Source organism: Granulibacter bethesdensis (assembly GCF_001889545.1).
GTDB lineage: Bacteria > Pseudomonadota > Alphaproteobacteria > Acetobacterales > Acetobacteraceae > Granulibacter > Granulibacter bethesdensis_B.
Genome location: NZ_CP018194.1, coordinates 1,185,484 through 1,205,745, shown reverse-complemented (window position 1 = coordinate 1,205,745; position 20,262 = coordinate 1,185,484). Strand labels below are relative to the sequence as shown.

Below are 20,262 nucleotides of genomic sequence, written 5' to 3'. Positions count from 1 at the left end.
ACCTCTTTTCATTCTTCGGGTACCGCCGCGTCGGCAGGGGACGGGGATAGCACCGCCATGCTGGATGCACCTCTGGTACTGGCCCTGCCGAAAGGCCGTATTCTCGCCGAGTGCCAGCCTCTGCTGGATAAGGTCGGGATTCATCCCGCCGCCGATTATGCGGATGAAAGCAGCCGCCGCCTGCGCTTTCCAACCCATGATCCGGCGCTGGACGTGGTGCGGGTGCGTCCGTTCGATGTAGCCACTTTCGTCGCTTTCGGCGGTGCGCAGATTGGCATCTGCGGCGCGGATGTGCTGATGGAATTCGACTATCCGGAAATCTACGCGCCCCTCGATCTGAAAATCGGTGCCTGCCGCATCAGCGTGGCAGAGCCGGTGACAACAGCCGGGCACGACAATCCGCGCACATGGTCGCGGGTGCGGGTTGCCTCCAAATACCCCAACATTGCACGCAGGCACTTTGCCGCCAGCGGTGTGCAGGCTGAAATCGTTCACCTCAATGGTGCGATGGAGCTGGCTCCGAGCCTCGGCCTGTCACGGGTGATTGTGGATCTGGTCCAGACAGGCTCCACCCTGAAAGCCAACGGATTGGTGGAAACACAGGTCATCGCCGATGTCACCAGCCGGCTGATCGTCAACCGCACCGCCCTGAAAACCCGCCCGGAGGCAATCGGCAACTGGATTGCCCGCTTCCGCGCCGCCCTGAACGCCTGAGCGGAGAGCCAGAATGCAGCGTTTTGACACGCGCGCCCCGGATTTTGAGACCCGCTTTGCCGCGTTTCTGAACTCCCCCCGGGAAAGCGGCGCCACTGTCGATCAGGCGGTGGCGGCAATTCTGGCCGATGTCGCCGCACGCGGTGATGAAGCCGTACTGGACTACACCGCCCGCTTCGACCGTCTTACCCTGACGAAAGAGACCATGCGGGTGCAGGAGGCAGAGATCGACGCCGCCATTGCCCGCGTTCCCTCTGACCAGACCGAGGCGCTGGCGCTGGCGGCAAAGCGTATCGAGCGGTTTCATCGCGCCCAGATGCCGCGTGATCTGCTGCTGGATGATGAGGATGGCATCACGCTCGGCATGCGCTGGAACGCGCTGGATGCGGTCGGGCTGTATGTGCCGGGTGGCAAGGCGGCCTATCCGTCCTCCGTGCTGATGAACGCAATTCCGGCCCGGGTGGCGGGGGTGGAGCGCATCGCCATGTGCGTTCCCGCGCCGGACGGGGTGCTGAATCCGCTGGTACTGGCAGCGGCACGGCTGGCCGGTGTCTCTGAAATCTACCGGATCGGCGGCGCGCAGGCAGTGGGAGCCTTTGCCTACGGTACTGCTACGATCGGGCGGGTGGATCGCGTTGTCGGTCCCGGCAATGCCTATGTTGCCGAAGCCAAGCGCCAGGTATTCGGCCGGGTGGGAATCGACAGTATCGCCGGTCCGTCAGAAGTCGTGGTGCTGGCCGATGCGGCCCAGTCTCCACGCCGGGTTGCCGTCGACCTGCTGGCACAGGCGGAGCATGACGAAGCCGCGCAATCCATTCTGATCACCATCGACCCGGCCTTTGCTGACGCCGTGGCCGCAGCGGTGGAACAGGAAATTCCCTCCCTGCCCCGCGCCGCCATTGCCGGGGCCAGCTGGCGTGATCACGGCGCGATCATTCTGGCGCGGGACTGGGATGAAGCGGCCCGCCTGACTGATCGTCTGGCCCCGGAGCATCTTCAGATCATGACAGATGATCCTGCCGGTCTGTTTGCCCGTATCCGCCATGCCGGTGCAGCCTTCCTCGGCAGTTTCTGCCCGGAAGCGCTGGGGGATTATGTCGCAGGCCCCAATCACGTTCTGCCGACCAACCGGACAGCCCGCTTTGCCTCCGGCCTGTCAGTGTTTGATTTCCTGAAGCGGACCACCTGGATCGCCGCCGAGGAAAGCGGATTGCAGCGCATCGGTCCCGCCGCCGTGACTCTGGCCGAGGCCGAGGGTTTGCAGGCCCATGCCAGAAGCATCGCCCTGCGACTGGGGCAGTAAACCCCTGCCACACGCTTTCTTGCTGTTGCTTTTCTGCCATCAGGCATCCAGCGCGGGCCTGCCCCCCGCATGGTTTCCTTGACGTGGCGGCCGCCGCGCCCCATGTTCCGCCCGCAATCGACACAATTGAAGAGTTCTGATGTCTAAAGAGGACATGATCGAGTTCAGCGGCACCGTCATGGAGCTGCTCCCCAACGCGATGTTTCGCGTCAAGCTGGACAATGAGCATTCTATTCTGGCTCATACCAGCGGCAAGATGCGGAAGAACCGTATCCGCGTGCTGGCAGGTGACCGGGTCAACGTCGAAATGACGCCCTATGACCTGACCAAGGGCCGCATCACCTTCCGCTTCAAATAAGCGGGCGGGCTCTGACGTGATGCCGGATCAACCGGCCACCGCGTACCCGCTTGTACTGGCCTCCGCCAGCCCTCGCCGGGCGGCCCTGCTGGCCCAGATCGGGGTCATACCGGCCCTGACCCTCGCCACCGACATCGATGAAACACCTGTGAAAGGGGAGGTTCCACGCCTTCTCTCCCGCCGTCTTGCCCAGGGCAAGGCGGACGCGGCCATGCGCGCGCTCAAGGAACACTCTGACGCCCCCCTGGCGGCGCCGTTTATCCTCGCGGCGGATACCGTTGTTGCGGTTGGTCGCCGCGCGCTCCCGAAAGCCGAAACAGAGGCCGAGGCAAGACAATGCCTCACACTGCTCTCCGGTCGACGTCATCACGTCTGGACCACGGTGGTCGTGATCGCCCCCGACGGCAAACGGGCCGAGCGAATTGTTGAAAGCGCCGTCACCTTCAACCGGATGACTGATTTCCAACAGGAAGCCTACATCGCCTCCGGCGAATGGCGCGGCAAGGCCGGCGGTTACGCCATTCAGGGTCTGGCGGCCGCCTATATCCGTTTCCTGTCCGGCAGCTACAGCAATGTCGTCGGGCTGCCCCTGTTCGAGACTGCCCAGCTGCTGCGCGGGCTGGGCTTCCGTTCGCTCTGAGATGAGCGGCTTATCCAAATCCCCGCTTTCACTTTTCCTTCGAGTCTTCTGCTCGCCCGGTGAGCGTCAGGTTGCCCTGACCCGGAATGACCAGTTGCTTGATTTCATGATCGACCGGCCCGGTCGGCCCGATGGATTCGGGGATGTGTATCGTGGCCGGGTCATAGCTCGGGTTTCCGCCATGGCGGGCGCATTCGTGGCTCTGCCTGATGGTGAGGAAGGGTTTCTGCCTGACAGCGCATGCCATGCCTCTCTGCCCAAGCCTGGGGAACCTGTTTTTGTTCGTGTGACCCGATCCGCATCAGGTGGCAAAGGACCGAGATTGGCCGCCGTACCGGCCCCGGCGCAGGACATGCCGGAGGGGGCCTCCCCCCTGCTGCTCCATCGCGGCCCGTCCGGGCTGGATGATCTGGCCGCTGCCTGCCCTGATGCCACGATCCTCGTCGATAACCGGGCTGTGTTCGCCTCCCTGCGTCCGATCTATGGGGAACGTGTGCAAATGGCCGTAGAACCCGTCCGGGATGAGGGGCTGGAAGCCGATATTGCAGCCCTTGCTACTCCTCACGCCCTGCTTCCGGGAGGGGCTATTCTTCATGTCGAGCCGACAGCGGCTCTGGTAGCGCTGGATGTCGATGCAGGTGCAGCGAGTGCCGCACGAGACTCCAAAAATCGTGCCCAGATGCAGATCAATCACGCGATTCTGCCCTCTATTGCCCGGCAGATACGGTTGCGAAACCTGTCAGGTGCCATTCTGCTGGACCTGGCCGGCGTTCAGGCCCGCAAAAGGCAGAGTTTTGCCGCCCCTCTGACGGAAGCGCTGGCCGAAGACCCGCTTCACCCCCGTCTGCACGGATTCACCGCGCTCGGTTTCGCGGAAATCTCACGTCAGCGTCGCCGTCCACCTTTGCATGAAATGCTGCAAGGCCCGCACGCGGCAGCTCTGGCCGTTTTACGACAGGCATGGCGCTGGAGCATCAAAAATCCCGGCAGGCAGCCAACCCTGCGCCTTTCCCCCGCTGTTCATGAGGCATTGAGCAGGGATAGCGTCGCGCTGGAGGAGTTCCGGCACGAGACCGGTCTGTTGCCGATTCTGATCTCTGATCCCGCTTTGCGAGGGGATCGGGCTATCTGTCCGGAAACGGACTAACCGTTTTTTTGATCCCATACGCTGTTCACTCGGCTTTTCCCACTCGACTCTGAGGATCATGGTGCAATGAGTGCCTCCCGTTGTCCGATCTGCAACAAACCCGGCTCCGATTCTACTTTCGATCGCAGCTATACGCCTTTTTGCAGCCGTCGCTGCGCAGATGTGGATCTCGGTCGCTGGTTACAGGAAGATTATCGAATTCCCGGTCCCCCCGCAGAGCAGCCCGGACCATCCGACGACGAATAAAAGCGTCATATTGTCGTCACCCATCTTGATCCCGGCTTCGCGCTGCGCTAACTCCTGCCCCGCCGGTAGAGGCCGTGCCCAAGTAGCTCAGTTGGTAGAGCATGCGACTGAAAATCGCAGTGTCGGTGGTTCGATTCCGCCCTTGGGCACCATTTTCCCCCTTCCTGCCCCCCATTTTATTGTTCATCACTTTGTCGTCCTGCAACGTGGCTTCGTCTGCCATGATAGCTGACGGACAATGATGACGATAAAGATGCGCTCCTGCCTGATTGCCACTGTCTTTCTGATGATTTCAGCAAGCCAGACTGCTCTTGCCGGCAAAACGGAAGAGGCTTTTGCAGGACGCTATGTGTTACGCGGTGTTCCCCAGGCACACTCTGATCTGATGCTGCATCCGGATGGGCGATTCCAGTGGGATTTGTCTTATGGCCCCTATCATCGCTCCAATATGGGTGACTGGCATGCTGAAGGGCAGTCGATCACCCTGGACTCTGATCCCGCTGATACTCCGGATGAACAGACGCCGTTTGATACGATCAATCTCAGTGCGGATTCCACCGGGGCGCTCCACATCAAGGAATTTCCACAAGCTGCCTATTATAAAAAATAGCGGCACGGCTTTATGCTTGAAGCCAGCCATGGACTGACTTCATGATGAACCGCTCTATCGTCGGCCACCATTCAGGGGGTCCCTTGAGTCAGGTCATCAGTATTACGCGTAGCCGGGATGATACGCTCTGGGCTGTCATCGCCTCCGTCGGGCGACGCAGAAGGGTTGCGGAGATCTTCCCCAGCCGCGAGGCCGCCCTTCAGGACCGGGACTGGAGGATGCAGCAGGTGCGATCCTATACCGGTTTCCTGCAATCCTGCCGCCAACCCCTGCCGAGCTATACCGTTGCCCCTATACGCCGTGCTGATCTGCCGAAAGCATGGCGCCCGGTGCCTGCATTGGGCTTCCTGCGCGGGGAATTCATTTAAGAACGCCTCCATTCTGTGGATAGCAGGGCTGCACGAACAGATTCCGCGCAAATTCCTCTTGTCGTAATAGAGAGGGATGGCTACTTGCCGTCCTTTCCTGCACGGTACAGTATTTGCGAACGATTCGCATCTTACTGTGTCACCAGTGCAAAGATGCCATTGGCTGCTCTCTCTCTGTTCAGGGAGGGAGAGAAAGACTGATATGAACAGGGAGGCCCCATGAACGCTGTGACCGATGTGATCGACGCTGCCCGGCCGCCGGCTCTGATCGACCCGGCGTCGATTCCTGCGAGCCTCGCCGCCCAGAAAGTTCTGAGCGTGCATCACTGGACGGATCGGCTGTTCAGCTTCACCCTCAGCCGTGACATGAGCTTCCGGTTCGAGAACGGCCAGTTCGTGATGATCGGGCTGATGACCGAGGACGAAAAGCCGAAACCCCTGCTGCGCGCCTACAGCGTCGCCAGTGCGAATTACGAGGAACATCTGGAATTCCTCAGCATCAAGGTGCCGAATGGTCCGCTGACCTCCCGCCTGCAACATATTCAGGTCGGGGACGAGGTTCTGGTCGGTCGCAAGCCCACCGGCACTCTGCTGCTGGACAATCTGCGCCCCGGACGCAACCTGTATCTGCTCTCGACCGGAACCGGTCTGGCGCCGTTCCTCAGCCTGGTGCGTGATCCGGAAACCTATGAGCGTTTCGAGAAGGTGATCATCACCCACGGCACCCGCTTCGCCGACGAGCACGCCTATGCCCAGCTGCTGGAAAACGATCTGAAAGAACACGAATTCATCGGCGAACTGGCGCGGGAAAAGCTGCTGTACTATCCCACCGTCACACGGGAGCCGTTCCGCAATCAGGGCCGCCTGACCACACTGATGGAAAACGGCAAGCTGTATCAGGATCTCGGCCTGCCCCATCTGGACCCGGAGCATGATCGCGCCATGATCTGCGGCAGTGAGGCCATGCTGGCCGATATCAAGGATTTGCTGGAAAAGGCGGGGCTGGATGAGGGTAATAACTCCTCCCCCGGTGCGTTCGTCTACGAAAAAGCTTTCGCCGAGAAATAAGCCGGCTTTCCGCGAAAAAAGCGCCCGGAATGTATCCGGGCGCTTTTTTCGTTTCTGGCGCTCAGTTGGAAGCTCCGCGCGGCGGATCGCCCTGCGCTTCCAGAATACGCCATTCATCATCGGTAAAGACCCGGCTTCTGGTCAGAAAGCGGACCCCTTCCGGAGCCTCCAGTGAAAAACCCGAGCCTCGTCCAGACACCACATCGATAATCAGCTGGGTATGACGCCAGTAATCAAACTGGGCGGCCCCCATATAAAAATCGCACCCATGGATATTCCCCAGCAGAACATCCTGCTGACCGACCCTGAAATCGCCGCGCGGGTAGCACATGGGGGCACTCCCATCACAACAGCCACCGGATTGATGGAAAATCAAATCCCCGTGCATGCCTCTCAAGCGATCAATCACCTCGGCAGCAGCCGGGGTGACCGTGACGCGATCAACCATTGGCGTTGCCTTTCCTCCCTCCGATTATCCGGGCCGGATACTGCTCCGGCCCGGAGCCTGTTCGGACAGGATCAGAAGAAGCCGAGCTTCTTGGGGCTATAACTGACCAGCAGGTTCTTGGTCTGCTGGTAGTGATCAAGCATCATCTTGTGGGTTTCACGCCCGATGCCGGATTGCTTGTAGCCACCGAAGGCCGCATGCGCCGGATAGAGGTGATAGCAGTTGGTCCAGACTCGCCCGGCCTGAATGCCACGACCCATGCGATAGGCACGGTTGCCATCACGGCTCCACACGCCTGCGCCAAGGCCGTACAGCGTGTCATTGGCGATGGAAAGCGCCTCCGCTTCATCCTTGAAGCGGGTGACAGCCACGACCGGACCGAAGATTTCTTCCTGGAACACGCGCATCTTGTTGTGGCCTTCCAGAATGGTCGGCGCGACATAGAAACCGTTATCCAGATCGCCACCCGGCCTCACGCGCTGACCGCCAGTGCGGAGCTTTGCACCTTCCTGCTGCCCGATATCGATGTAGGACAGGATTTTCTCCAACTGATCGTTCGAGGCCTGCGCACCGATCATGGTGCTGGAATCGAGCGGGTTACCCTGCTTGATCGCCTGCACACGCCTTGTCGCAGCGTCCATGAAGCGATCATAGATCTTTTCATGAATCAGGGCGCGGCTAGGGCAGGTACAGACCTCACCCTGATTGAGCGCGAACAAGGCAAAGCCTTCGAGCGCCTTGTCGAAGAAATCATCATCCTCGGCGGCCACATCCTCGAAGAAGATGTTCGGGCTTTTACCACCCAGTTCCAGCGTCACCGGGATCAGGTTTTCGGAGGCATACTGCATGATCAGGCGACCGGTGGTGGTCTCACCGGTGAATGCGATCTTGGCGATACGCTTGTTCTGGGCCAGCGGCTTGCCAGCCTCGACACCGAAGCCGTTGACGATGTTCAGCACGCCTTCCGGCAGAAGATCACCGATGATCTCCATCAGCACCATGATGCTCATGGGGGTCTGCTCGGCAGGCTTCATCACCACACAGTTACCGCCTGCCAGAGCCGGAGCCAGCTTCCAGCAAGCCATCAGCAACGGGAAGTTCCACGGGATGATCTGCCCGACCACACCCAGCGGCTCATGGAAATGATAGGCGACGGTATCGTGGTCGATCTCACTGATCGCGCCTTCCTGAGACCGCAGCACGCCTGCAAAGTAGCGGAAATGGTCAATTGCCAGCGGAATATCAGCGGCTGTGGTTTCCCGGATCGGCTTGCCATTATCGATGGTTTCCGCCAGCGCCAGGCGCTCCAGCTTTTCTTCCATACGGTCGGCAATACGCAGCAGGACACGCGCGCGCTCGGCAGGGGCTGTACGACCCCAGCGCTCCCGCACCTTGTGGGCGGCGTCCAGGGCCAGTTCGATATCTTCAGCCGATGAGCGGGCGATCTTGCAGATCACCTGACCATTGATGGGGGAAATATTGTCGAAATACTGGCCTTTGACCGGTGCAACCCAACGCCCACCGATGAAATTTTCGTATTGCGGCCGGATCGCGATATGATGTGCGACCTCATTCAATGGACTGTCTGCCATGGTACGGTCCCCTATTGGCACAGAGTGCTCTGTTTGTATTGTGACGTTTATCCCGCGCCGAACATCCATGCCCGGCAATGACGCGGAGCAGCATGCAACGAGAAAGACATTCTGTCACCCCATAGAGGCAGGCAATGATCGGGGTTCATCATGTTGTCTTGCCACGCAACCTGCCCACAGGCCCGGCGTTGCCAGAGCAGAAGGCGGCCAGGGTGACAGCACCAGCCCCTCAGGACAGAGAGAGAACAAGGCAAATGTCTCACGCTGAAGAATTTGAAGGCAAGGCAGAAGAACTGGCTGGCAAGGTACAGGAGGGGATCGGCCGTCTGACCGGGGATACTGAAACCGAGATCCACGGCAAGGCCCGGCAGCGATATGGCGAGGCACAAAGCGCATTGGCTGAAACCTGCGATACTGTCAAAAGCTTTACGGCTGATTACCCTTTGACAGCACTCGGGATTGCAGCAGGCATCGGCTTTCTGGTGGGTGTCATAACGGGCCGCCGCTGAGGGTATCCGCTACGGCTAAGGGGAATAACGCCTGATCCGGAACGTTATTGCTGCTGACTCCCCATTTGCCACGATCTGATCCTGTCCTCCAGTTGTGAAAGCCTGAATGGCTTGCGGAGGATGGGGACAGGCTCTGGCACACCATCGGTATAACCTGAAATCAGAATGAAATACGTGTCCGGATAAAGCGCCATGACCTTCTTGCGCAGTTCAAAGCCCGACATGCCCGGCATACAGATGTCACTGATCACCACATCAAAGCCACCATGTCCTCTGAGCAGTTCCAGAGCGGACTCGCCGCTTTCAGCGGCTGCCACAACAAAACCGCGGCCCAACAGCCCTGCAAGGATGACATCACGTACGCTCCCGTCATCATCAACAAGCAACACAGAAGTGGCAGACTTCAAAATAATTAAATAATCCTTATACAACACGTCAGCAAAACGGCCAAAATGCCGCAAGCAAGACAATGACAGGATACTTTATGTTAGATATTTTCCGGCCACAGGCAACAAAAACTATCGTGATAAATCTTTCCAAAAATCAATCATCTCTGTAATGCCAGAGCTGACATATCATTCTTATACTCATTATTTCAGTAGCGCGAATACTTCTCTGTTCATCTTCATCCATGCAGCCTCTTTCCAACTGATCGTCAGAGATACGCATCACTGGTTGACAGAAACTCTCCACGGGAACACACCCCGCGGATGCGTATTGCAGCGATTCTTGTGGCTGGCGGCAATGGTTCGCGCTTCGGCAGCGACATTCCCAAACAATTCCTGCCGGTGGGCGGAAAGCCGCTGATCAGGCATGGAGCCGAGCGGCTGTCAGCAAGGGTTGATCTGCTGCAACCAGTCGGACGCTCTGACGATATCGCGCCCCTCCTGCATGGTCTGAACCATCTACCGATTGTTAATGGCGGAAAAGAACGGCAGGACAGTGTCCGCGCCGGTTTGGAAGCCCTGGTGCCGCATGCACCCGATATCGTTCTGATCCACGATGCGGCACGTCCCTATTTTCCTGATCAGACCATTGATGATCTGATCGAGGCTCTGCAAATCCATGACGGCGCCATTCCTGCCGTCCCAGTCGCCGATACGTTAAAGCGTGCGGCAGGCAATATTATCGACTCAACCGTCCCCCGCGAGGGTCTGTATCGCGCCCAGACACCGCAGGCGTTCAAATTTTCCGTTCTGCTGGCACTGCACCGGGAGCATCCCGGGGGTGCAACCGACGACGCCGCCCTGCTGGATCAGGCTGGGCATTCCGTGGCTCTGATCCCCGGCGCAGAAGACAATATCAAAGTCACCTATCCGGCCGATCTGGCCCGAGTGGAGCGTAGCATGTCCATCTCCATGATCCCGCGCATCGGCACCGGTTACGATGTGCATGCCTTCGAAACAGGCCGGAAGCTGATTCTGTGCGGTATTGACGTTCCGCATCATAAGGGTCTGGCCGGACATTCGGATGCTGATGTCGGCATTCATGCGCTGTGCGATGCTATTTACGGTGCGCTGGCTGAGGGAGATATTGGGCGGCATTTCCCACCGACCGAAGCAAGCTGGAAAGATGCGGACAGCGCCCGCTTCCTGCGTCATGCGGCCGAGCGCATTGTGGCGCGAGGTGGTTTTCTGGCCAATGCCGATCTCACGCTGATCTGCGAAAAGCCGAAAATTACGCCTCACGCGCCGGCCATGATCGCCCGTCTGGCAGACCTGCTGGGAGTCTCCATCGACAAGATTTCAGTCAAGGCAACAACCAGCGAGAAACTTGGCTTCACAGGTCGTGAGGAGGGTATCGCCGCCCAGGCAGCCGTGATCATCATGATACCGGCATAAGACTGCCCCCCTCACCTCTGGCCACCTGCATTGTCGTATATCCATTGCAGATAGGCGGGATCTCCTCCCGCCACGTGCAGACAGAGAATGCCCGGCAGTTCATAGCTGTGCATCTGCCTGATCAAAGCCATGGTGGCATCCTGCTGTGAGGCGGTCGTCTTGATCAGAAGACCAAATTCAGCCCCCTCCTCAATCTGGTCGTTCCAGCGATAAATCGCTGTATGGGGCCGCATGTTGATGCAGGCGGCCAGACCAGCCTCAATCAGGGCCCGTCCGATACGGCGCGCCTCTTCCTCATCAGCGCAGGTGGCATAAACCACAACCGGCTTTTCTTCTGTCATGGCTTTCCCTTCGTGATGCCGTTGCCGCCTTTCCTCCACCGAGGTAATGAAACAACAAGATCGGTCAGAATCATGGCTCTGCTGCCGGATACTGCCGCCTATCTGCCCGTCAGCCGAGGACAGACTGCCATGAACAAGCCAGCCGCCATTACAATCCTTCTGATCGGGCTATCCGCCTGTTCCCACCCCGATCCTGATTTACGGGCCGGAAAGCCGGTTTATTACCCGCTCAGCCTCCATGATGCCAGTTACAAGGCCCATGCCCGTATCATCGCCGGTAACTCACCAGACTGCACGGCACCGCATGCAGGCATATTCACCGTTGGCGATCATTCCATTACCTATGCCTATTCGTCCGGCCTGGTTTTTACGCCTCTGATCAATGAAAACGGGTTTTTCAAGGAGACAATCGGCAGCAATGTCTTTCAGGGGCAATTCACGGGTAATCGCCTGCTTGCCACACTGACAATGCCCACCTGCACCATCGAGTATCGTGGGCGCGAGGTCTGGAATCACTCTGCCACTTCCCCCATTCCGGTCAGCTGGCATCGTGACTGAGGCATAATCCAATGAAAAAGGCCGGTTCCTGAAGGAACCGGCCTTTTTCATATCGGGCAGGCGGGATTCGAACCCACGACCCCCAGTCCCCCAGACTGATGCGCTACCAGGCTGCGCTACTGCCCGTCAATGTGGGTGCCGTGTAGCAGGGGGACGTCCCTTTCGCAAGAGAGCGAACCCAAGAAACATACATGGGGAGAATGCTCAGAGGACTTCAGTCCTCACCGGACACCACACAGCTCAGTAAAAAATCGTGCAGATTATTGCTTATGGTAAAACCTGACGAATATCACCCAGCTCATCGATTAATGCTTCCAGCAATGAACGGAGATGATCAGCCCTGCTGCGTTCTTCGAGCAACGCGGCATGAGTTTGCTGAAGAGCAGCATGGAGGCGTTTTACTTCTGCCTCCATGGCCGCTTCAGATGCAGAGGACGCCTGAGAAAGCGCGGCAGAAGAAGTCGAGGAAGCTTCCACCTGCACCGGGCGCCCGGAGGAAACAGAAGAGGATGATCCCCCCTGCCCGGCCCCAGTATCGACATCCGCGCGTTCATCAGCACGCGGGGGCGGAATATTATCCGACAGCCGGCCGCCGCCTTCCCTGAGCAACCGTTGCACACCTTTGATTGTATAGCCTTGAATATACAGCAAATCAGAGATACGGCGCAGAAGGGCAATATCATCCGGGCGATAGTAACGGCGTCCCCCACCACGCTTCAGCGGCTTGACCTGGGGAAATTTGGTTTCCCAGAAACGCAGCACATGCTGAGGAATATGAAGCTCATCCGCCACCTCGCTGATCGTACGAAAAGCAGTAGGAGACTTGCGTAGCCTTGACGCTCTGGAAGCTTCATCCGCCGGATTATAATCCGGCCCTGTCTCATTATCCCTCTGCTCCGGGAAGCCGTCCACAGCAGTGGTCATTCGTCATCCCCAGTATCAGCAATGGCCGGCGGTGTCAGTCCGTTTGCCAGTGCTTTCAGAACCTGACTGGGCCGGAAGACCAGAACACGGCGCGGCATGATCGGTACTTCAATCCCTGTCTTGGGATTACGACCGATCCGGCGACCTTTCTGCCGGACAGAAAATGTCCCGAACCCACTGATTTTTACGGATTCTCCAGCCTCAAGCGCGGATGACATGCGCTCAAGCACTGTCTCAAGCAGGAGTGCCGAGTCATTTCTCGACAAACCGACCTGCGTATAGATCGTCTCAGCCAGATGCGCGCGGGTCACGGTATGCATGCAGACACGCTACGGAGGTCGATGCAAACAGTCAACAAATCTCGGAGGATCAAACACTTGCATGACCACTTACCTGTTGCATCTCAGCAACAGATAAGCAGATGGCACAGGCATTATGATTACATGCGCAGAATCGCGGAACCCCAGGTAAGGCCACCACCCAGCGCTTCCATCAGCACGACAGAGCCGGGCTGGATACGCCCATCCTGGACCGCCTCATTCAATGCCAGCGGAATAGAGGCTGCCGATGTGTTGGCATGCCGGTTGACAGTCACAATCACCTTTTCCGGGGGCAGATCCAGCTTTTTGCCCATCGCCTCAATGATGCGCAAATTGGCCTGATGCGGCACCAGCCAATCAATATCGGCCGGGGTCAGACCATTGGCAGCCATTGCTTCCTCAACCGCCTGCGCCATTTTACCGACAGCATGGCGGAAAACTTCCCTGCCATTCATGACAATGGTACCGGGATGACCGGCAACACCATTAGCCCCGTCAATGAACAGGATATCGCCTAATTCTCCTTCCGAATGGAGATGTGTCGACAAAATGCCTCGTGCCGGATCATCACTATCCGTGGATGCGCGCAGAAAAACCGCCCCCGCCCCATCCCCGAACAGCACATTGGTACGCCGGTCATCCCAATCCAGCAGACGGGAAAAAACCTCCGCCCCGATCACCAGCACGCCTTTGGCCTGACCACTGCGGATCAGCGCATCTCCCATGGAAAGGCCATACACGAAGCCGCTGCATGCGGCGGAAAGGTCGAAACCAAATCCTTTTTTAGCCCCCAGCAAAGCCTGCACCCGTACAGCAACAGCCGGAAAGACCTGATCAGGGGTGCTGGTTGCCACCAGAATCGCGTCTACGTCATCCGCCGTCATTCCGGCATGGGCAAGGGCAAGCTCAGCGGCACGGGCCGCCATAAAGGCACAGCTTTCATCGGCCGTTGCCAGATAACGCTGCTCTATTCCGGTCCGCTCGCGGATCCAGGCATCAGACGTGTCCACACGCTTTGCCAGTTCATCGTTGCTGACCACAGTGCTGGGCAAATACGCGCCGACGCCGGCGATTATGGAACGCTTCATCGTCGCGTTTCTCTTTTCCGTTTCCTACCCGCAAAATCTAGCGGGCTTCAGCCAGTTGAGCTGTTCCATCCTTATCCCGGACAGGATGAGCTGCTCCGGAAAGCTCGACCAGTTTCGCGATTCCTTCACGGATGCGATCACTGGAACGATTGGATACCATATCCATGCCCACATCGACCGCATGTGCAAACCCCTGCGCGTCGGTGCCGCCATGCGATTTGACCACGACACCATTCAGGCCGACGAGAACCGCACCATTATAACGCCGCGGATCGAGCCATTCCCGCAAACGCTCCAACCCGCCGCGGGCCAGCAGATAGCCCAGACGCGCCAGAATTGTACTGGTAAATATCTGCTTCAGAAGGCCACCCAGCATCTTTGCTGTGCCTTCAGCGGTCTTAAGCGCGATATTGCCGGAAAATCCGTCCGCTACCACGACGTCGGTCGTCCCGGCTGCAATATCATGCCCTTCGACAAAGCCATGGAATTGCTGCGCCAGATGGCTCGTGCGCAACATCTCGGCGGCAGTCCGAATGCGGTCATCGCCTTTCTGCTCCTCGGATCCCACATTGAGAAGTCCGATACGCGGCGCCGTCAGGCCCAGCACACTGCGCGCAAAGACATCACCCATAATCGCGAATTCGACCAGATTACGAGGATCACACAGCACATTCGCGCCGAGATCGAGCATCAGAATATCCCCCCGCGCCGATGGCATGATAGCCGCCAGCGCCGGACGATCAATTCCGGGCAAAGTCTTGAGAATGATTTTGGCCAGTGCCAGCAGGGCGCCCGAATTGCCCGCAGAGACGACACCGGATGCTTCGCCATGTGCCACCGCGTCGATCGCGATCCGCATGGACGAGTCGCGGAGCCGCAACGCGGCTGCCGCCTTCATTTCGCCCGTTACCTTTCCGGGCGCATGCCGAACCGTACAAACGGAGGCGGCCCTCGGCCAGCGTGCCAGCAGAGGGGTCAGCAGGGTTTCATCCCCGACCAGCAGAAAGCGCGCATCCGGGTGGCGCTCGGCGGCGATGGCCATGCCTTCGACCACGATCTCTGGTGCCTGATCCCCCCCCATCGCATCAATTGCGAGAACGAAAGAATCACGATTGAAATGGTCTGCCGCCGTTTTGGAGGCCACGTCTGATGCCCTTATACTGCCTGACTGACTGTAACCGGATATCCGAATGGCCGGATGCAGGCGGGTCTGATCAGACCCGCACCACGCCCTTCAGGCCACGGCCGGAATTTCCGGCGGCGGCAACTTCACGGCCATCATAATGGCCGCAATGGCCGCAGACATGATGGGGGCGCTTCAGCTCACCACAATTTGAGCATTCGGTGTATGCTTCACCCGTCAGCGCCTGATGGCTGCGACGCATGCCACGCCGTGAGGGCGAGGTTTTCTTCTTCGGAACAGCCATGGAACAGGCCCTTCTTATTATCAAACGGGGTGTGACCGCCCCATTGGCGGCGAAACCCCTTGAGAGTTCGGCAAAGTCGTGAGGCGCGGCGTCTAGCAGAGACCGGCGGACACCGCAAGAAAAACACTCAGCGTCCGGAACCGGGCTGCCATGACCGGTCATAGACACTGTATGAAGCGCTCTGTAGCGGAGATCGCCGTTCGATTCAAATATGTGAAGGGATCAAATACGCGAATGCACAGAATCCATACTTATCGGCCCCTTTAAAGATCATTGACCGGCTTTTTCAGCGCAGCGAGACGCAAAAAAGGATTCTCCCGGGATGAGTCCGCCTGCTCTGCGGATTCATCTTCCGCTTCTTCATCTTCTCCTGATTCAAACGTGACGCCTGGCTTGCGCGGGTAAGGGTCGAGGGTGAGGGCCAGCTGCTCCACCGCCACTTCACCGAGATCGATCTGATCCCCCGTGTAAGGAACCTCGTCTTCCTCCTCCTCGATATCGAAATCAGGATTAAGCTTGTGCTCCGGCGTCAGGCGCAGGGTAAAATTCTCTTTGATCTTGGCCCTGAAAGCCTCAAGGCTGACCACGCATATCTGGGTAACAGCAGCCTCCATCCGGCCATGGGCACGAATCACGCCGCCGCGCTGCGGTTCCAGAACGAAGGCGCAGGAGAACCCGGCCACCGCCTCCAGCCCCAGTCGGCTGGCAACAGCCGCGCATTCCTCGGCACTCGCCTTGATATCGACCGTCCTGCCACCCGCAGGAATGGTATCAGGCTGGATCAGTCTGGAAAATTCGGGCTGCATCACGATTCGTCTTCCTAAGCTAAAGCCCTGTCAGAATAACCGGAAGCTGGCGACAAAGCAGGCCCTGCCGCTATTTTTTCATAGCCCTTTCCACACGGGCTGAATGCCGGGGGCGTCTCATTGGCAGGATCGCTGGCGCAACAGTGTGATTGACAGAAACGGCCAAGCATGACACCCCGAAGGGGCAGGCCATCATGTGTCTGTAGACCCTGCTGAACGCCGATTCCGATTGAGGATACGTCTTGCGCCGCACAGCCACCATATCCCGCGCTCTTGCCGCGCTGACGCTGTCCGCCACGCTGTTGGGCGGATGCAGCTTCTTCGCCCCGGACAGGGTCGTTCGCGGTAATAAGGTTGATGTCGACCTGCTGAAGGAGCTGACTCCCGGAACCTCGACCCAGGCGGATGTCGCCTCTCTGCTCGGCTCTCCGACGACAAAAGCCACGTTCGATAATAATCAGTGGGTCTACATTACCCAGACCACTGAAATGCAGATTGCCGGGACCAATGATATTCTTCAGCAGAACGTGGTCACAATTTCGTTCGATCAGAACGGTGTGCTGAAGAACATCAAGCTCTACGGCAAGGATGATGCGGCGCCTGTCAGTGTGGTGCGGCGTGCCACCCCTTCCCCGGGCAGCGAGGCATCCTGGATGCAGCAATTGTTTGGCAATGTCGGTCGTTTCAATGCAGGCGGCATGGGCGGCGGTGCCGGCAATGCGCCGGGCGGACGGTTCGGCGGCGATCGCTGATTATTCCGCTCTGCTTTTTCTGTAGACTATTCCAACATCAGAAAGGCCGGTTTTCACCGGCCTTTCCCTTTTTACATCAGCCCATCTCATTCATGGCCGCCTGACGCGCCAGCAAGCTCCTTTTCCGGCTGTAGCCGAAAAACACTGCCAGTCCGATGATCAGCCATACGATCAGACGAACCCATGTCCAGATATCCAGCGACAGCATCATCGCGCTGCAGAACAGGATTCCGACCAACGGCACAAGCGGGACAAAAGGGGTCCTGAACCGACGTGGACGGTCCGGATCAGTCCTGCGCAATACCATCACGCCGATGCAGACCAGAATGAACGCCAGCAGCGTGCCGATGGAGGTCGCCTCTCCCAGCCACGAACCGGGCACAAAAGCAGCCATCAAACCCGCGAAAACCATGAACAGCAGATTGGTGAGCCATGGTGTACGCCATTGCGGATGAACGCGGGCGAAAATAGCAGGCAACAATCCGTCCGATGCCATGGAATAGAAAACCCGGCTCTGTCCCATCAGCAGAACCAGCACCACCGTCGTGTAGCCGCAGAGAATGCCGATATAGATGGCGGATTTCAGCCAGTCATAAGGCGTTCTGGAAATGGCGGTTGAAATAGGGGCCATTTTGTCCACCATGCCGCCGAGTTCCTGATAATTAACGATACCCGTCAACACCAGGCCGAAGCCGACATAGAGAATCGCACAGATCACCAAAGAACCGAGAATGCCCAGCGGCACGTCACGCTGGGGATTATAAGCCTCCTGCGCCGCGGTTGAAACGGCATCAAAGCCGACATAGGAGAAGAAGATCACCGCCGCGCCCCGCATCACACCGGACAACCCGAAATGGCCGAACTCCCCCGTATTCTCCGGGATGAAAGGCACGTAATTCGCGGTATTCACGTAGGCTGCACCCAGTACGATCACCAGTACGACGATGGCGAGTTTCAGCATGACGATGACGGCATTAAACCTTGCCGACCCGGTCACGCCGCGCATCAGTACCACTGACACTGCCGCGACAACGATGAAAGCAGGAAGGTTGATCAGCCCATGCACATGGGAATGATCCGCCAGTTCCACGATGCTGAAGGGCGATGCGGTCAGGCGTGGTGGCAGGGCAAGCCCGAACTGGGCAAGCAACACCTTGAAATAGCTGGTCCAGCTGGAAGCAACGGTGGCGGCGCCCACAGCATATTCCAGCACCAGATCCCAGCCGATAATCCACCCGACCAGTTCACCCAGTGTGGCATAAGCATATGTGTAGGCACTTCCTGCCACCGGGATCATGCTGGCCAGTTCGGAGTAACAGCATCCAGCCAGCCCGCATCCGATGGCAGCGATGATGAAACTGATCACCACTGCCGGGCCGGCATAATCACCCGCTGCAAGCCCGGTCAGTGAAAACAGCCCTGCGCCGATGATGACACCGATTCCCAATGCAATCATGTGCCAGGCATTCAGGGCGCGCTTCAGCTCACTATTATGCTCATCAATTCCGGTAATCGGCTTGCGTGAAAACAGGCTATGAGCAGGCCTGCCCGTCATTGAAGCATCAGGAGAGGACATATATAGAGGACTCCTCAGCAAAATAAGCCGTATGGATGCGGAACCGCCTTTCCATGTCGGGAATGTCTGAGCAGCCTGTCCAGGGAATTTTTATCATCTTCTTCCTGTGATCGACAGCGCCTATCGTGCACAAGAATAGTCGGTGTTTCCAAACACGTCCCGATTGTGTTAGCTGACGCAATCAAGTTGCTTCCATGACCGTCCAAGGATGAATACAATGTCCGCATCCACCCTTGATGCCTTTTTCGGCGCACGTCTCGCCGATACTGATCCCGACCTGTTCGCGGCCCTTGAAAAGGAATTCCACCGTCAGGAAGACGGTATCGAACTGATCGCCAGCGAGAACATCGTTTCTGCGGCGGTTCTGGAAGCTCAGGGTTCCGTCCTGACCAATAAATATGCCGAGGGTTATCCCGGCAAGCGCTACTACGGTGGTTGCGCGGCGGTCGACATTGCCGAGCAGCTCGCTATTGATCGCGCCAAACAGCTGTTCGGCTGCGAATTTGCCAATGTGCAGCCGCATTCCGGCGCACAGGCCAATGGCGCAGTGTTCTTCGCACTGGCCAAGCCGGGCGACACCATTCTGGGCATGAGCCTCGCCGCTGGCGGCCATCTGACCCATGGTGCGGCCCCCACTGTCAGCGGCAAGTGGTTCAACGCAGTTCAGTACGGCGTCCGCAAGGAAGACGGCCTGCTGGATTATGAGGAGCTGGAAGCCCTCGCCCGTGAGCACAAGCCGAAGATCATCATCGCCGGTGGTTCCGCCTATCCGCGTTTCATCGACTTCCCCCGCATCCGTAAGGTCGCTGATGAAGTCGGCGCGTATTTCATGGTCGACATGGCGCATTTCGCCGGTCTGGTGGCAGCCGGCATCTACCCGTCCCCGCTGCCGCATGCGCATGTGGTCACCACCACCACCCATAAGACCCTGCGCGGCCCGCGTGGCGGCATGATCCTCACCAATGACCTTGAACTCGGCAAGAAGTTCAACACCGCCGTGTTCCCCGGTCTGCAGGGTGGCCCGCTGATGCATGTCATCGCTGCCAAGGCCGTTGCCTTCGGTGAAGCCCTGAAGCCGGATTTCAAGACCTATCAGCAGTCCGTTGCCAACAATGCGAAGGTTCTGGCCTCCACGCTGGTGGAGCGCGGTCTGGCCATCGTGTCCGGCGGCACCGATACGCATCTGATGCTGGTTGATCTGCGTCCGAAGAACGTGACTGGCAAGGCCACCGATGAGAGCCTCGGCCGCGCCCATATCACCACCAACAAGAACGCCATTCCGTTCGATCCGCAGAAGCCGGCCGTGACCTCCGGTATTCGTCTTGGCACGCCGGCCGGCACGTCCCGCGGCTTTGGCGAGGCTGAATTCCGTGAGATCGGCCTGATGATCGACCGCGTGGTGGAAGGCCTGTCCAAGGCTGGCGAAAACGGCTCCAACGAAGCCGTCGAGCAGGAAGTCGGCGCCGAGGTCAAGGCACTCTGCAAGCGCTTCCCGCTCTATCGCAATCACTGAGAGCCTGCTTCGAGACCCCGCTTCCCTGCCATCTGCCTCCGTCATGACGGAGGCAGGTGATCGATACGGCAGGCTGCGATAGATTATACGCCGTCCTGTTCCCTGATCCTGCG

Annotated in this window: 25 protein-coding genes and 2 tRNA genes; 15 read left to right on the top strand and 12 right to left on the bottom strand. The window is 58.5% G+C overall.

Translation table 11 applies throughout. The annotated features are described in order from the left end of the window. The first annotated feature begins 57 nt into the window (after positions 1 to 57). The 10 genes from hisG to GbCGDNIH8_RS05440 all read left to right on the top strand — a co-directional run bounded on the left by hisG (position 58) and on the right by GbCGDNIH8_RS05440 (position 6,454). Positions 58 to 714 carry an ATP phosphoribosyltransferase gene (gene hisG, locus GbCGDNIH8_RS05485; protein ID WP_072573671.1) on the top strand — a complete coding sequence of 219 codons (657 nt, stop codon included), beginning with the start codon at positions 58 to 60 and terminating at the stop codon, positions 712 to 714. A gap of 13 nt (positions 715 to 727) precedes the next feature. Then, positions 728 to 2,017 (top strand): histidinol dehydrogenase, encoded by a 1,290-nt coding sequence (hisD, locus tag GbCGDNIH8_RS05480; RefSeq protein ID WP_072572393.1) that lies wholly within the window; start codon positions 728 to 730, stop codon positions 2,015 to 2,017. Between the two features lie 139 nt (positions 2,018 to 2,156). Beyond that, positions 2,157 to 2,375: a translation initiation factor IF-1 gene (infA, locus tag GbCGDNIH8_RS05475; protein ID WP_011631737.1), complete on the top strand. Its 219-nt coding sequence runs from the start codon at positions 2,157 to 2,159 to the stop codon at positions 2,373 to 2,375. Between the two features lie 19 nt (positions 2,376 to 2,394). Then, entirely contained in the window at positions 2,395 to 3,015 is a 621-nt protein-coding gene (locus GbCGDNIH8_RS05470; protein ID WP_072572392.1) for a Maf family nucleotide pyrophosphatase, read from the top strand. Between the two features lies 1 nt (position 3,016). After that, the gene (locus GbCGDNIH8_RS05465) at positions 3,017 to 4,162 is read left to right on the top strand and encodes a ribonuclease E/G (RefSeq protein WP_072572391.1); all 1,146 of its coding nucleotides are present in this window, start codon (positions 3,017 to 3,019) and stop codon (positions 4,160 to 4,162) included. A gap of 66 nt (positions 4,163 to 4,228) precedes the next feature. After that, on the top strand, positions 4,229 to 4,408 hold the full coding sequence (locus tag GbCGDNIH8_RS05460; protein ID WP_072572390.1) for a DNA gyrase inhibitor YacG: 180 nt from the start codon (positions 4,229 to 4,231) through the stop codon (positions 4,406 to 4,408). A gap of 76 nt (positions 4,409 to 4,484) precedes the next feature. Beyond that, a tRNA-Phe gene (locus GbCGDNIH8_RS05455) sits at positions 4,485 to 4,560 on the top strand. 86 nt (positions 4,561 to 4,646) lie between these two features. Then, entirely contained in the window at positions 4,647 to 5,018 is a 372-nt protein-coding gene (locus GbCGDNIH8_RS05450; protein WP_072612676.1) for a hypothetical protein, read from the top strand. A gap of 41 nt (positions 5,019 to 5,059) precedes the next feature. Then, complete coding sequence (locus GbCGDNIH8_RS05445) at positions 5,060 to 5,386, top strand: hypothetical protein (RefSeq protein WP_367593394.1); 327 nt, start codon at positions 5,060 to 5,062, stop codon at positions 5,384 to 5,386. A gap of 219 nt (positions 5,387 to 5,605) precedes the next feature. Further along, positions 5,606 to 6,454 (top strand): ferredoxin--NADP reductase, encoded by an 849-nt coding sequence (locus GbCGDNIH8_RS05440; RefSeq protein WP_172822905.1) that lies wholly within the window; start codon positions 5,606 to 5,608, stop codon positions 6,452 to 6,454. 61 nt (positions 6,455 to 6,515) lie between these two features. Here the strand turns inward: GbCGDNIH8_RS05440 and GbCGDNIH8_RS05435 are convergent, their stop codons facing one another. Together GbCGDNIH8_RS05435 and adh are read right to left on the bottom strand one after the other, a co-directional pair. Further along, entirely contained in the window at positions 6,516 to 6,902 is a 387-nt protein-coding gene (locus tag GbCGDNIH8_RS05435) for a DUF779 domain-containing protein (protein WP_072572387.1), read from the bottom strand. Between the two features lie 71 nt (positions 6,903 to 6,973). After that, on the bottom strand, positions 6,974 to 8,494 hold the full coding sequence (gene adh, locus GbCGDNIH8_RS05430; RefSeq protein WP_072572386.1) for an aldehyde dehydrogenase: 1,521 nt from the start codon (positions 8,492 to 8,494) through the stop codon (positions 6,974 to 6,976). Positions 8,495 to 8,748: 254 nt separating this feature from the next. Here adh and GbCGDNIH8_RS05425 point away from each other — a divergent pair, with 254 nt between their 5' ends. Further along, positions 8,749 to 9,003 (top strand): CsbD family protein, encoded by a 255-nt coding sequence (locus tag GbCGDNIH8_RS05425; protein ID WP_072572385.1) that lies wholly within the window; start codon positions 8,749 to 8,751, stop codon positions 9,001 to 9,003. Positions 9,004 to 9,047: 44 nt separating this feature from the next. Here the strand turns inward: GbCGDNIH8_RS05425 and GbCGDNIH8_RS05420 are convergent, their stop codons facing one another. Further along, complete coding sequence (locus tag GbCGDNIH8_RS05420; protein WP_157692552.1) at positions 9,048 to 9,464, bottom strand: response regulator; 417 nt, start codon at positions 9,462 to 9,464, stop codon at positions 9,048 to 9,050. A gap of 249 nt (positions 9,465 to 9,713) precedes the next feature. Between GbCGDNIH8_RS05420 and GbCGDNIH8_RS05415 the strand changes: the two genes are divergently transcribed. After that, on the top strand, positions 9,714 to 10,844 hold the full coding sequence (locus GbCGDNIH8_RS05415) for a bifunctional 2-C-methyl-D-erythritol 4-phosphate cytidylyltransferase/2-C-methyl-D-erythritol 2,4-cyclodiphosphate synthase (RefSeq protein WP_072572384.1): 1,131 nt from the start codon (positions 9,714 to 9,716) through the stop codon (positions 10,842 to 10,844). An 11-nt stretch (positions 10,845 to 10,855) separates the two neighbouring features. Here the strand turns inward: GbCGDNIH8_RS05415 and cutA are convergent, their stop codons facing one another. Further along, positions 10,856 to 11,185: a divalent-cation tolerance protein CutA gene (gene cutA / locus GbCGDNIH8_RS05410; RefSeq protein WP_072572383.1), complete on the bottom strand. Its 330-nt coding sequence runs from the start codon at positions 11,183 to 11,185 to the stop codon at positions 10,856 to 10,858. 72 nt (positions 11,186 to 11,257) lie between these two features. On the opposite strand from cutA, the gene GbCGDNIH8_RS05405 reads away from it, so the two are divergent. Further along, the gene (locus GbCGDNIH8_RS05405; RefSeq protein WP_072572382.1) at positions 11,258 to 11,743 is read left to right on the top strand and encodes a hypothetical protein; all 486 of its coding nucleotides are present in this window, start codon (positions 11,258 to 11,260) and stop codon (positions 11,741 to 11,743) included. A gap of 52 nt (positions 11,744 to 11,795) precedes the next feature. Here the strand turns inward: GbCGDNIH8_RS05405 and GbCGDNIH8_RS05400 are convergent. From GbCGDNIH8_RS05400 to GbCGDNIH8_RS05370, 7 genes are all read right to left on the bottom strand, one after another. Beyond that, positions 11,796 to 11,869 (bottom strand) — tRNA-Pro (locus GbCGDNIH8_RS05400). 141 nt (positions 11,870 to 12,010) lie between these two features. Further along, a complete protein-coding gene (locus GbCGDNIH8_RS12605) occupies positions 12,011 to 12,667 on the bottom strand; it encodes a MerR family transcriptional regulator (protein ID WP_081368857.1) in 657 nt (218 codons plus the stop codon). Further along, the gene (locus GbCGDNIH8_RS05390; RefSeq protein WP_011631722.1) at positions 12,664 to 12,987 is read right to left on the bottom strand and encodes an integration host factor subunit alpha; all 324 of its coding nucleotides are present in this window, start codon (positions 12,985 to 12,987) and stop codon (positions 12,664 to 12,666) included. The genes GbCGDNIH8_RS12605 and GbCGDNIH8_RS05390 overlap by 4 nt, the downstream gene beginning before the upstream one ends. Before the next feature lie 119 nt (positions 12,988 to 13,106). After that, a complete protein-coding gene (locus GbCGDNIH8_RS05385) occupies positions 13,107 to 14,075 on the bottom strand; it encodes a beta-ketoacyl-ACP synthase III (RefSeq protein ID WP_072572381.1) in 969 nt (322 codons plus the stop codon). A 37-nt stretch (positions 14,076 to 14,112) separates the two neighbouring features. Beyond that, positions 14,113 to 15,219 (bottom strand): phosphate acyltransferase PlsX, encoded by a 1,107-nt coding sequence (plsX, locus tag GbCGDNIH8_RS05380; RefSeq protein ID WP_072572380.1) that lies wholly within the window; start codon positions 15,217 to 15,219, stop codon positions 14,113 to 14,115. Between the two features lie 70 nt (positions 15,220 to 15,289). Further along, on the bottom strand, positions 15,290 to 15,502 hold the full coding sequence (gene rpmF, locus GbCGDNIH8_RS05375) for a 50S ribosomal protein L32 (protein ID WP_011631719.1): 213 nt from the start codon (positions 15,500 to 15,502) through the stop codon (positions 15,290 to 15,292). Positions 15,503 to 15,765: 263 nt separating this feature from the next. Beyond that, the gene (locus GbCGDNIH8_RS05370; RefSeq protein ID WP_072572379.1) at positions 15,766 to 16,308 is read right to left on the bottom strand and encodes a DUF177 domain-containing protein; all 543 of its coding nucleotides are present in this window, start codon (positions 16,306 to 16,308) and stop codon (positions 15,766 to 15,768) included. Between the two features lie 242 nt (positions 16,309 to 16,550). Between GbCGDNIH8_RS05370 and GbCGDNIH8_RS05365 the strand changes: the two genes are divergently transcribed. Next, a complete protein-coding gene (locus GbCGDNIH8_RS05365; RefSeq protein WP_072572378.1) occupies positions 16,551 to 17,060 on the top strand; it encodes an outer membrane protein assembly factor BamE in 510 nt (169 codons plus the stop codon). Between the two features lie 76 nt (positions 17,061 to 17,136). Here the strand turns inward: GbCGDNIH8_RS05365 and GbCGDNIH8_RS05360 are convergent, their stop codons facing one another. Further along, entirely contained in the window at positions 17,137 to 18,636 is a 1,500-nt protein-coding gene (locus tag GbCGDNIH8_RS05360; RefSeq protein WP_081368856.1) for an amino acid permease, read from the bottom strand. A 217-nt stretch (positions 18,637 to 18,853) separates the two neighbouring features. On the opposite strand from GbCGDNIH8_RS05360, the gene glyA reads away from it, so the two are divergent. Next, entirely contained in the window at positions 18,854 to 20,149 is a 1,296-nt protein-coding gene (glyA, locus tag GbCGDNIH8_RS05355; protein WP_095206425.1) for a serine hydroxymethyltransferase, read from the top strand. Positions 20,150 to 20,262: the final 113 nt, after the last annotated feature.